This window comes from Streptomyces javensis, from assembly GCF_039525925.1.
Taxonomy (GTDB): Bacteria; Actinomycetota; Actinomycetes; order Streptomycetales; family Streptomycetaceae; genus Streptomyces; species Streptomyces asiaticus.
Genome location: NZ_BAAAIF010000058.1, coordinates 23,338 through 35,521, shown reverse-complemented (window position 1 = coordinate 35,521; position 12,184 = coordinate 23,338). Strand labels below are relative to the sequence as shown.

The 12,184-nt window shown below is 68.9% G+C and carries 9 protein-coding genes; 7 read left to right on the top strand and 2 right to left on the bottom strand.

Annotated features, from left to right (window positions below; translation table 11 throughout):
• Positions 1-4 precede the first annotated feature (4 nt).
• Positions 5-856, bottom strand: a complete 852-nt coding sequence (locus ABD329_RS35630; RefSeq protein WP_344317439.1) for a hypothetical protein — start codon at positions 854-856, stop codon at positions 5-7.
• Positions 857-931: 75 nt separating this feature from the next.
• Positions 932-1,216, bottom strand: a complete 285-nt coding sequence (locus ABD329_RS35625; protein WP_020868672.1) for a hypothetical protein — start codon at positions 1,214-1,216, stop codon at positions 932-934.
• Between the two features lie 307 nt (positions 1,217-1,523).
• Here ABD329_RS35625 and ABD329_RS35620 point away from each other — a divergent pair, with 307 nt between their 5' ends.
• From ABD329_RS35620 to ABD329_RS35590, 7 genes are all read left to right on the top strand, one after another.
• Positions 1,524-3,530: an ABC transporter family substrate-binding protein gene (locus ABD329_RS35620; protein WP_344317438.1), complete on the top strand. Its 2,007-nt coding sequence runs from the start codon at positions 1,524-1,526 to the stop codon at positions 3,528-3,530.
• 271 nt (positions 3,531-3,801) lie between these two features.
• Complete coding sequence (gene typA, locus ABD329_RS35615; protein ID WP_198278921.1) at positions 3,802-5,697, top strand: translational GTPase TypA; 1,896 nt, start codon at positions 3,802-3,804, stop codon at positions 5,695-5,697.
• 561 nt (positions 5,698-6,258) lie between these two features.
• On the top strand, positions 6,259-7,902 hold the full coding sequence (locus ABD329_RS35610) for a peptide ABC transporter substrate-binding protein (protein ID WP_198278922.1): 1,644 nt from the start codon (positions 6,259-6,261) through the stop codon (positions 7,900-7,902).
• Between the two features lie 149 nt (positions 7,903-8,051).
• Complete coding sequence (locus ABD329_RS35605) at positions 8,052-8,978, top strand: ABC transporter permease (protein WP_198278923.1); 927 nt, start codon at positions 8,052-8,054, stop codon at positions 8,976-8,978.
• Positions 8,971-9,951 carry an ABC transporter permease gene (locus ABD329_RS35600; protein WP_198278924.1) on the top strand — a complete coding sequence of 327 codons (981 nt, stop codon included), beginning with the start codon at positions 8,971-8,973 and terminating at the stop codon, positions 9,949-9,951. The genes ABD329_RS35605 and ABD329_RS35600 overlap by 8 nt, the downstream gene beginning before the upstream one ends.
• An 11-nt stretch (positions 9,952-9,962) precedes the next feature.
• Positions 9,963-11,021 (top strand): ABC transporter ATP-binding protein, encoded by a 1,059-nt coding sequence (locus ABD329_RS35595; RefSeq protein WP_182473365.1) that lies wholly within the window; start codon positions 9,963-9,965, stop codon positions 11,019-11,021.
• Positions 11,014-12,171: an ABC transporter ATP-binding protein gene (locus tag ABD329_RS35590; protein ID WP_198278925.1), complete on the top strand. Its 1,158-nt coding sequence runs from the start codon at positions 11,014-11,016 to the stop codon at positions 12,169-12,171. Before ABD329_RS35595 ends, ABD329_RS35590 begins: the two co-directional genes overlap by 8 nt.
• The last annotated feature ends 13 nt before the right edge of the window (positions 12,172-12,184 follow it).

The following is a 12,184-nucleotide window of genomic DNA, read 5'->3' as shown; positions in this document are numbered from 1 at the left end:
TCTCCTAGAAAAAGCGGGGATCGTCGAAGGCGCCGCTCGCCACCAGATAGACGTAGAAGTCCGCGACGGCGACGCTGATGAGAGAGGCCCAGGCCAGCTGCATATGGCGTGCGTTGAGCCCGCTCACCCAGCCCCAGAGCCGATAGCGCACCGGATGCCGGGAGAAGTGCTTCAGCCGGCCGCCGACGATATGGCGGCAGGAGTGGCAGGAGAGGGTGTACGCCCAGATCAGCGCGATGTTGGCGAGCAGCACCAGGGTGCCCAGGCCCATATGGCCCCAGCGGCCGTGCTCGTCCCGGAAGCCGAGCACCGTGTCATAGGTGAGGATCCCCGCGACGATCACCGCGAAGTAGAAGAAGTAGCGGTGGATGTTCTGAAGGATCAGCGGGAAGCGGGTCTCGCCGGTGTACTTGGCGCGCGGCTCGGCGACCGCGCAGGCGGGCGGCGAGGCCCAGAAGCCCCGGTAATACGCCTTGCGGTAGTAGTAGCAGGTGAGCCGGAACCCCAGCGGGAAGATCAGGATCAGCAGCGCCGGGGACAGGCCCCACCACGCGCCGAAGATCTCCCAGTTGGCGCCGCCCTTCATGGGTACGCAGTTCTGGGCGACGCAGGGTGAGTAGAAGGGGGAGACATACGGCTCGGCGTAGTAGTCGTCCCCCGCGAAGGCCCGCCAGGTCGAGTAGACGATGAACGCGAACAGTCCGGCGGCGGTGATGGCGGGGGAGAGCCACCAGCGGTCGCTGCGCAGATGGCGGCCGGGGATGGCGGCGCGCGAGGCGCTGTGCACGCCGTGCGGGGCCGTTCCGGAGCCTGCGGGCGCGGGCGGGGTGGCTTGGGGGTCGGTGCCTGTGGCCAAGGGGAACTCCGCGGTGGAGTGGTATGGGGGGACGGTGGGGATGCGCCCCGTGACGGGAGGCGCTCCGGCCCGTCCCTAGGGCGCGTGGCGATCTCGTGCGCCGAGGCCCTCGTCGTCGACGTCCGACCACAGCGCGCTGTCGTACGGGGCGTCGGGGACCGGAACCATTTCGGGGCGTGATCGCTCCACGGGAGCCGTCTCGCGCAGCAGGGCGAGGCTCTCGCGCAGGTGGTCCGCGTCGGTGCGGACCCGGCGTATCTCCAGCCCGCCGGCGCCCACCCGCTGCTCGAGCCGGGAGACGGAACGGACCAGGTCATCGAGACAGCGCTGGACGGCCGTCAAGTCGTCGTTCAAGGACATGACTTGCCCTCACTTCCGCGGTTGCGGTTGGCGACGCTCATGCGACAGCGAGTGTTACGCGCCACGGTCCTGGTTGTGAAGGGATCTGTCGGGATTGGCGCCGTCACCGGCGGGATTCCGCCGCCGCGCGCCGGAGTGCGCGCCCGCCGCGTTGATCCGAGCGGGTGATCCTTTCCCCTCATGGCCGTCTCCATGGCCCTCTCGGCGTGCTGTCCCATGAACCGTCGCTTTGAGTGAGGAGTATATGCGATCAGCGTCACACTATGCCAAATGCGCATATATCCGTCACCCTGCGGAGGTACGAGCCATGCCCATCACCAGGAGCCGCCGCGCCATGCTGCTCGCCGCGGGAGTGATGCTGCCGCTGCCCGTACTGACCGGGTGCAGTTCCGAAGACGACGGCCCGCCGCCGCGCGCCGCCTGGGACATCGCCTCCGCGCCCCGCTCCGGGACCGCCGGCACCGGCACCCTGCGCTGGGCCCTGGATGCGGCGCCCACCACGCTCAACGCTTTCCAGAAGACCGCGGACACGGGCACCCAGCGGATCGCGGGCGCCGTGCTGCCCTCCCTCTACACCCTCGACGCCCGCGGCCGCCCCCAGCGCAACGGCGACTATCTGGCCTCCGCCGACGTCACCTCGACCGATCCGAAGCAGGTCGTGGTCTTCAAGCTCAACCCCAAGGCGGTGTGGAGCGACGGGCGCCCGATCGGCGCGGAGGACTTCCAGGCCCAGTGGAAGGCGCTGCGCGGCACCGACGAGAAGTACGGGACGGCGCGCAACGCCGGATACGACCGGATCGCCAAGGTCGAACCGGGGGACAAGGAACACGAGGTCAAGGTCACCTTCGCCAAGCCGTACACCGACTGGCGCTCGCTGTTCACGCCGCTGTACCCGAAGAGCGTGATGGGCAACCCGGCGGTCTTCACGGCGGCGGCGAGCAAGGGGCTCGCGGTCGGCGCCGGGCCCTTCATGGTCCACCGGGTCACGGACTCCGAGGTCACCCTCGTCCGCAATCCCCGCTGGTGGGGCGACCGGGCGCGGCTGAGCCGGATGGTCTTCCAGGCGGTACCGGCGGAGAAGCGGGCCGAGGCGCTGATCGGCGGGCGGCTGGACCTGGCCGAGGTGGACCGGACCACCGCCCGGCGCATCCAGGCCACCGCCCCGGACAAGCAGGCCGCGGGCGCCAGGCGCGGCTCCTCGTCCGCCCCGGGCAAGGCGGGTGCGCCGGAGGCGTCCACGGGCGGGCGGGAGGCGGGGTCCAGCGGGGCGGCGCGGGGAGAGGCGGGAGCCCACGGAGCGGCCACCGACGACACCGACAAGAACCGGTCGCGGACCCGGGCGCTGAGCAGGTTCACCCTGCGCAAGGCCCTGGACCCGGGCTACACCCAACTCGCCCTCAACGGCACCAAGGGTCCGCTCGCCGATGAGCGGGTGCGCCGCGCGGTGGCCCGCGCGATCGACCGGAAGGCCCTGGCGAAGCTGGTGCTCAAGCCGATGGGGCTGCCGTCCGAGCCGCTCGGCAACCATCTGCTGATGGCGGGCCAGCCGGGCTACAAGGACCACAGCGGCGCCCTCGGCGACCCGGACACCAACGCCGCGCAGTCGCTGCTCGCCGACGCGGGCTGGCGGGCGGGCGGCACCGGCCGTCAGAAGGCGCTGGACGGCAAGACGGACGACCGGGGCAGCCGGCAGGGCGCGCCGACCGCCACGGAGAGCGCCTCCGGCGCCCCGCCCGCGGCCGGTGACGCCGGGCGGTCCGGACGGCTCCGGGAGACGGCGGTCGTACGGAAGAAGGGACGGCCGCTGGTGCTGCGCTTCGTCCTCCCCGACGACCGGACCGGCGCCAAGCTGGGCACGGTCGGCGAGCGCATCGCGCGGATGCTGGAGAAGATCGGCGTACGGACCGAGATCACCAAGGTCTCCGGCGAGAGCTACTTCCGGGACCACATCGCCACCGGCGACTACGATCTGGCCCTCTACTCCTGGCCCGCCTCCGCGTACCCGGCCACCGACGCCCGCCCCATCTACGCCAAGCCGCAGCCCGCGGCCGACGGCTCCCTGGTCGTCGAGCAGAACTACACCCGGGTGGGCACCGACCAGATCGACCAGCTCTTCGACCAGGCGCTCTCCGAACTGGACGGCGGCGCCTCGCGCTCGCTGGTCAGCCGGGCGGACGCGCGGATCTGGGCGGCTGCCGGATCGATTCCGCTCTATCAGCGGCCGCAGTTGGTCGCGATGCGCAAGGGTCTGGTCAACGCGGGCGCCTTCGGCTTCGCCACCCCTCGCTACCAGGACATCGGCTTCCGCCGCTAAGGGGTGCCCGCCGAGCCGCAACGCCTGCGGCAGGCTGTCCCCTCCCCGCCCCTTCCCACTACCAGGGCCCCGCCCTGGTAGTGGGAAGGGAGGGAAAGACCCGCCGGGCACCCTCCCCATGGCTGCGAGATGGGGCGCGGGATGGGCTGCGGCATTCGTCCGCGTGCGGTCCCCGTACCATGGGGGTGAGGCCGAGGCGTGATCAGCCCGGCGGAAGGCGCGCCGCTTAAGGAGCGCGCCGCCACCCAACAACCGGGAGAAGCGCGCTTTCATGCCCACGCGCCACGACATTCGTAACGTCGCCATCGTCGCCCACGTCGACCACGGCAAGACGACCCTCGTCGACGCCATGCTCAAGCAGGCGGGCGCGTTCGCCGCCCACCAGCAGGTGGACGACCGGGTCATGGACTCCAACGACCTGGAGCGCGAGAAGGGCATCACCATTCTCGCGAAGAACACCGCCGTGAAGTACCACCCGGCGGACGGCGGCGACCCCGTCACCATCAACATCATCGACACCCCCGGCCACGCCGACTTCGGCGGTGAGGTCGAGCGCGGCCTGTCCATGGTCGACGCGGTGGTCCTGCTGGTGGACGCCTCCGAGGGGCCACTGCCGCAGACCCGCTTCGTGCTGCGCAAGGCGCTCCAGGCCAAGCTGCCGGTGATCCTGTGCATCAACAAGACGGACCGCCCGGACTCCCGGATCGACGAGGTCGTCAACGAGGCGTACGACCTCTTCCTGGACCTGGACGCGACCGAGGAGCAGATCGAGTTCCCGATCGTCTACGCGTGCGCCCGTGACGGTGTGGCCTCGCTGACCAAGCCGGAGGACGGCACCGTCCCGGCCGACAGCGACAACCTCCAGCCGTTCTTCTCCGCCCTGCTGGAGACCGTCCCGGCGCCGGAGTACGACGCGGCCGCGCCGCTCCAGGCCCATGTCACCAACCTGGACGCGGACAACTTCCTCGGCCGTATCGCGCTGCTCCGGGTCGAGCAGGGCGAGCTGAAGAAGGGGCAGACGGTCGCGTGGATCAAGCGCGACGGCACCATCTCCAACGTCCGGATCACCGAGCTGCTGATGACCGAGGCGCTCACCCGCAAGCCCGCCGAGGTGGCGGGCCCCGGTGACATCTGCGCGGTCGCGGGCATCCCGGACATCATGATCGGCGAGACCCTGGCCGACCCGGAGAACCCGATCGCGCTGCCGCTCATCACCGTGGACGAGCCCGCGATCTCGATGACCATCGGCACCAACACCTCCCCGCTGGTCGGCCGCGGCCCCGGCGGCAAGGGCGCAGACAAGTCCGCCGTGAAGGACCGCAAGGTCACCGCGCGGCTGGTCAAGGACCGGCTCGAGCGCGAGCTGATCGGTAACGTCTCGCTGCGCGTGCTGCCCACCGACCGCCCGGACGCCTGGGAGGTGCAGGGCCGCGGCGAGCTGGCGCTGGCGATCCTGGTGGAGACCATGCGCCGGGAGGGCTTCGAGCTCACCGTCGGCAAGCCGCAGGTGGTCACCCGGGAGGTCGACGGCAAGGTCCACGAGCCGATCGAGCGCATCACCATCGATGTGCCGGAGGAGCACATGGGCGCGGTCACCCAGCTCATGGGCACCCGCAAGGGCCGGATGGACAACATGTCCAACCACGGCTCCGGCTGGGTCCGCATGGAGTTCATCGTCCCCTCCCGCGGTCTGATCGGCTTCCGCACCGAGTTCCTGACCGCGACCCGCGGCACCGGTATCGCCCACTCCATCCACGAGGGCCACGAGCCGTGGTTCGGCGAGCTGAAGACCCGTAACAACGGCTCGCTGGTGGCCGACCGCTCGGGCGCGGTGACCGCCTTCGCGATGACCAACCTCCAGGAGCGCGGGGTGCTGTTCGTCTCGCCGGGCACCGAGGTGTACGAGGGCATGATCGTCGGCGAGAACTCCCGCTCCGACGACATGGACGTCAACATCACCAAGGAGAAGAAGCTCACCAACATGCGGTCCTCCACCGCGGATGTGACCGAGTCCCTGGTCCCGCCGCGGCTGCTCTCGCTCGAGCAGTCCCTGGAGTTCTGCCGTGACGACGAGTGCGTCGAGGTGACGCCGGAGACGGTGCGGATCCGCAAGGTGGTGCTGGACCAGAAGGAGCGCGCCCGCACCGCCGCCCGCGCCAAGCGCTGACGCACACCCGCCCGCGCCAAGCACACCCGCCCGCGCCAAGCGCTGACGCGCGCGCCCGGGCGCGGGGGCGCCGGGGCTCACGCCCTGGCGCCGTGCGCACTACGGCGCCGATCACGGAGCGTAGGCGCCCCACCGTGCCTCGGTGAGCCGCTCACGGCCCGGACCCCTCGCCTCCACGGCGTGGGTCCGGGCTGTTCCCATGTCAGCAATGTGCCAGTCAAGCGGTTATCCGGATCTCTGTGTCCGAATATCGGCGTCCGAGCTCCGCATGATGTGTTAACAGTCCGTTTCGCGTGTGTCTGTCTGGGGCAGTTTTGTCCGGATTTCGAAGCTCCGCGCGTAGATGCTGTGACCAAAGCGAGACCCATAAGGTGTGGTTTAAGGGCCGGGCGTGCTCAATCATGGGGTCCATTGAGCTCGGGTCAATGGGTCACACGCTGTGGGGAGCGCGGACCTACGAGCGCATCTGGGGGGTTCCGGTCCCTTTCGCTGTCAGGGGTGTCAGCGTGTCTCCGGGCGCCCCCTCTCGTAGTGACAGTGGACTCCTGAGGAGGCAAACCCATGCGCGGTGCCAAGAGCGCCAAGTGGGTCGCGTTGGCAGCGGTCGTGGCGCTGGCCGCGACCGCCTGCGGTGGTAACGACAGCGACAGCGGCAGCAATGACATGAACAAGGGCTCGGCGGACCCGAACGGGATACTCACCGCCCAGCTGAGCGAGCCGCAGAACCCGCTGCAACCGGCGAACGCCAAGGAGAGCCAGGGTAGCCGGGTGCTCCGCACGATCTTCGCGGGCCTGGTGGACTACGAGCCCGGCACCGGCAAGCTGGTGTACGTCAACGCCGAGTCCGTCACCCCCAACAAGGACTCCTCCGTCTGGACCGTCAAGCTCAAGCCGGGCTGGAAGTTCCACAACGGCGAGGCCGTGACCGCCAAGTCCTACGTGGACTCCTGGAACTGGTCCGCCAACGTCGCGAACAACCAGACCAACTCCAGCTGGTTCCAGGACATCAAGGGCTACGAGGACGTCCACCCGGAGAAGGGCAAGCCCAAGGCCGACAAGATGTCCGGGCTGAAGGTCGTCAACGACAACGAGTTCAAGATCGAGCTCAACAGCTCGGTCTCGTACTTCGCCTACAAGCTGGGCTACGACGTCTGGGCCCCGCTGCCCAGCGGCTTCTTCAAGGACCCCAAGGGCTACGGCGAGAAGCCGGTCGGCAACGGTCCCTACAAGTTCGTCTCCTGGGACCACAAGAAGATGATCAAGGTCCGTAAGTTCGACGGCTACAAGGGACCGAACAAGGCCAAGAACGGCGGCATCGACTTCAAGAACTACACCACCGCCGACGCCGCCTACTCGGACCTGCGCTCCAACAACCTCGACTGGATCGAGCAGGTTCCGACCACCGCGCTGACCAACTACAAGTCCGACCTGGGCAAGCGCGCGATCGACGAGGAGTACTCGGCGGTCCAGTCGGTCGTCCCGGCCTTCTACACCAAGCAGTTCAAGAACATCGACCCCAAGGTCATCCAGGGTCTGTCCATGGCGATCGACCGTGACACGATCACCAAGACCGTGCTCCACGGCTCCCGCACCCCGGCCGACAGCTATGTCGCCCGCGGCGTGATCGGCTACAAGGCCGGCGCGCTCAAGGAGCAGGTCACCTACGACCCGGCCAAGGCCAAGGCCCTCATCAAGGAGGGCGGCGGGGTCCCGGGCAACAAGATCTCGATCCAGTACAACGCCGACCAGGACCACAAGCCCTGGGTGGACGCGGTCTGCAACAGCATCCGCAAGGCCACCGGTGTCGACTGCGTCGGCGACTCCAAGCCCGACTTCCAGGCCGACCTGAACGCGCGTGACAAGCACCAGGTCAAGTCCATGTACCGGGGTGGCTGGGTGCTCGACTACCCGGTCAACTCGAACTTCATGAGGGACCTCTACGGCTCCAAGGCGGCCGGTAACACCAGCGGTTACGCCAACAAGGAGTTCGACGAGCTCGCCAACAAGGCCGACAAGGCCGCGACCCTCGACGAGACCGTGAAGCTCTACCAGCAGGCGGAGCAGGTCCTCGCGAAGGACATGCCGGCGATCCCGCTGTGGTTCTACAAGGTCAACAGCGGCCAGTCCAACAAGGTCCTCGGGAAGATCCCCTACGGCCAGGACGGCGACCCCATCTTCACCGACGTCCAGGTGAAGAAGAAGTAATCACAGGGACCGCCGGCCGGTGCCGCCGCTTCTCCCAACCGGGTAGCGGTGGCACCGGCCCGCAGGCGTGAGGCCCGCAGCTCATCCCCCCACCCGCGTGGCGCAGACGAGACGTGGCCTCCGCCGCCCCCCAACGGCATGGAGGCATAATGGGGCGCTACGTCGCCAGGCGACTGCTCCAGATGATCCCGGTCTTCATCGGGACCACACTGTTGATTTTCCTCATGGTCCACGTCCTTCCCGGCGACCCCATCAGAGCGATGTGGGGGGAGAAGGCCGCGGACCCCGCGCAGGTCGCGTCCCTGCGCCATGAGTTCGGGCTGGACCAGCCCCTGTGGAAGCAGTACATCGACTACATGGCCGACCTCTTCCAGGGAGACTTCGGCAAGACCTTCGGCGGCCGTCCGGTCTCCGAGGAAATGGGGATGGCCTTCCCGGTGACCCTCCGCCTCGCGGCGGTGGCCCTCACCATCGAAATCATCGTCGGCATCGGGCTCGGCGCCTGGGCAGGTCTCAAGGCGGGCCGCGCCGCCGACACCGGCGTGCTGATCTTCACGCTGATCGTCATCTCGATGCCGGTCTTCGTGCTCGGCTACCTCGCCCGGTTCATCTTCGCCGACGAGCTCGGCTGGCTGCCACCGAACGTCCAGGACTCGATGGACCTCCAGCAGCTCCTGCTGCCGGGGTTCGTCCTCGCGATGCTCTCCATGGCGTATGTGGCCCGGCTGACCCGAACCACCTTCGCGGAGAACCTGCGCGCCGACTACATGCGCACCGCGCTCGCCAAGGGGCTGCCGCGACGCCGGATCGTCGGCGTCCACCTGCTGCGCAACTCGCTGATCCCGGTGGTCACCTTCCTCGGCACCGACGTCGGCGCACTGGTCGGCGGCGCGGTGGTCACCGAGGGCATCTTCAACGTCCAGGGTGTCGGCAACCTGCTCTTCAAGGCGCTCGGGCAGCGTGAGGGCTCCACCATCGTCGGGGTCGTGACCGTCTTCGTCCTCGTCATTCTGCTGATCAACCTGCTCGTCGACCTGCTGTACGCGGTCCTGGACCCGAGGATCCGGTATGCCTGACATGACCAAATCCCAGTCCGGCGGCACGGCGGTCGACACGGCGGCCGAGGACGGGCCCTTGCAGGCCGCCGCGGACGCCGTCCTGGCCCCCGGCGGCGTCTCCCAGGGCAAGCCCCGCTCGCTGTGGGGCGACGCCTGGTACGAGCTGCGCCACCGGCCGCTGTTCTGGGTCTCGGCGGTGCTGCTGGTGCTGCTGCTGGCCATCGCGGCGTTCCCCGGGATGTTCACCGGCGCCGACCCGCGCAACGGCGATCTGACCAACCACTTCCTGACCAAGCCCGAGCTGACCCACTTCTTCCAGGCCGACTGGTTCGGCTATGACGGCCAGGGCCGCTCGATCTACGCCCGGGTCATCTACGGCACCCGCGCCTCGATCATGGTCGGCGTCGGCGTGACCGCGGTGGTGACCCTCGTCGGCGGTCTGCTGGGCATGGCGGCCGGGTACTTCGGCGGCTGGATCGACTCGATCATCTCCCGGATCGTCGACATCTTCTTCGGCCTGCCGTTCCTGCTCGGCTCGATGGTCGTCCTGAACGCGTTCACCGAGCGCAAGGTGTACGTGGTCATCGCGGCCCTCGCGTTCCTCGGCTGGACCACCATCGCCCGGGTGATGCGCAGTTCGGTGATCACCGCCAAGCAGGCGGACTACGTCACCGCGGCGCGGGCGCTCGGCGCCGGAACCGGCCGGATCCTCTTCCGGCACGTCCTGCCGAACGCGCTGGCCCCCACCATCGTGGTCGCGACCATCGCGCTCGGCGCCTACATCTCCGCCGAGGCCACGCTGTCCTTCCTCGGCCTCGGCCTCGCCGACCCCACCATCTCGTGGGGCATCGACATCTCCGACGCCAAGGACGCCATCCGGGACAACCCGCATGTGATGCTGTTCCCGGCCGGAATGCTGAGCCTCACGGTCTTCGCATTCATCACGCTCGGCGACGCGGTGCGCGACGCCCTCGACCCCAAGCTGCGCTGAGGAGGGCGTACGTGACCACCATCGAGAAGACCGCGGACGACGCCGTCCGCGAGGGCGCCGGAGACGACGGCACCCCGCTGCTTGAAGTCCGCGACCTGCATGTGGAGTTCCACACCCGGGACGGTGTCGCCAAGGCCGTCAACGGCGTCAATTACAGCGTCCGCGCCGGTGAGACGCTCGCCGTCCTCGGCGAGTCCGGCTCCGGCAAGTCGGTGACCGCCCAGGCGATCATGGGCATCCTCGACATGCCGCCCGGGAAGATCCCGCAGGGGCAGATCCTGTTCCGGGGCGAGGACATGCTCACCATGGCGGGCGAGGAGCGCCGGAAGATCCGTGGCCGCAAGATCGCCATGATCTTCCAGGACGCGCTCTCGGCGCTGAACCCGGTGCTCTCCGTGGGCTATCAGCTCGGCGAAATGTTCCGGGTCCACCAGGGCCTGTCCAAGAAGGAGGCCAAGGCCAAGGCCATCGAGTTGATGGACCGGGTCCGCATCCCGGCGGCCAAGGAGCGGGTGAGCGACTATCCGCACCAGTTCTCCGGCGGTATGCGCCAGCGCATCATGATTGCCATGGCGATGGCGCTGGAGCCGGACCTGATCATCGCCGACGAGCCGACCACGGCGCTCGACGTGACCGTCCAGGCCCAGGTGATGGACCTGCTCGCGGAGCTCCAGCGCGAGTACCACATGGGTCTGATCCTGATCACCCACGACCTGGGCGTGGTCGCGGACGTCGCCGACAAGATCGCCGTGATGTACGCGGGCCGGATCGTCGAGACCGCCCCCGTGCACGAGCTCTACAAGCGCCCGGCCCATCCCTACACCCGCGGTCTGCTGGACTCCATCCCGCGCCTGGACCGCAAGGGGCAGGAGCTCTACGCGATCAAGGGGCTGCCGCCCAACCTGCTCAAGATCCCCACGGGCTGTGCCTTCAACCCGCGCTGCCCCAAGGCGGAGGACATCTGCCGCCGGGACGTCCCCGCCCTGGTGCCGGTCACCGAGCAGGACGGCACGGAGCTGCCGGGCCGCGGCAGCGCCTGCCACTTCTGGAAGGAGACCCTCCATGGCTGACGCCGAGAAGAACGAGAAGGCTATGGAACCGGCCGCGGACGCCACCCCCAACGTCACGGAGGTGGAGACGGTCGACGCGGCCACCGAGGACGAGGCGGTCGCCGCGCTCGAGGCCAAGGTCGACCGGGGCGAGCCGATCCTCCAGGTGCGCAATCTGGTCAAGCACTTCCCGCTGACCCAGGGCATCCTCTTCAAGCGGCAGATCGGCGCGGTCAAGGCGGTCGACGGCATCTCCTTCGACCTCTACCAGGGCGAGACCCTCGGCATCGTCGGCGAGTCCGGCTGCGGCAAGTCCACCGTCGCCAAGCTGCTGATGACCCTGGAGACCGCCACCGCGGGCGAGGTCTTCTACAAGGGCCAGGACATCACCCGGCTGTCGGGCCGTGCGCTGCGCGCCGTACGCCGCAACATCCAGATGGTGTTCCAGGACCCCTACACCTCGCTCAACCCCCGGATGACGGTGGGCGACATCATCGGGGAGCCCTTCGAGATCCACCCCGAGGTGGCCCCGAAGGGCGACCGGCGCCGCAAGGTCCAGGAGCTCCTGGACGTCGTGGGCCTCAACCCCGAGTACATCAACCGCTATCCGCACCAGTTCTCCGGCGGCCAGCGCCAGCGCATCGGCATCGCGCGCGGCCTCGCCCTCAACCCGGAGATCATCATCTGCGACGAGCCGGTCTCCGCGCTCGACGTGTCCGTCCAGGCACAGGTCATCAACCTGATGGAGGGACTCCAGAACGAGTTCAACCTGTCCTACATCTTCATCGCCCACGACCTGTCCATCGTCCGGCACATCTCCGACCGGGTCGGCGTGATGTACCTGGGCAAGATGGCCGAGATCGGCTCCGACACCGAGATCTACGACCACCCGACGCACCCCTACACCCAGGCGCTGCTGTCGGCCGTCCCGGTCCCGGACCCGGAGTCGCGCGAGGGCCGCGAACGCATCATCCTCACCGGCGACGTCCCCTCCCCGGCCAACCCGCCCTCCGGCTGCCGCTTCCGCACCCGATGCTGGAAGGCCGAGGACAAGTGCGCCAAGGAGGTCCCCCTCCTGGCCATCCCCGAGCGCTTCGCCGGCACGGACTCGCCCGCGGCGCATGAGTCGGCGTGTCACTTCGCGGAGGAGAAGGACGTGGTCCACGCCTAGCGCCACCGCGCGG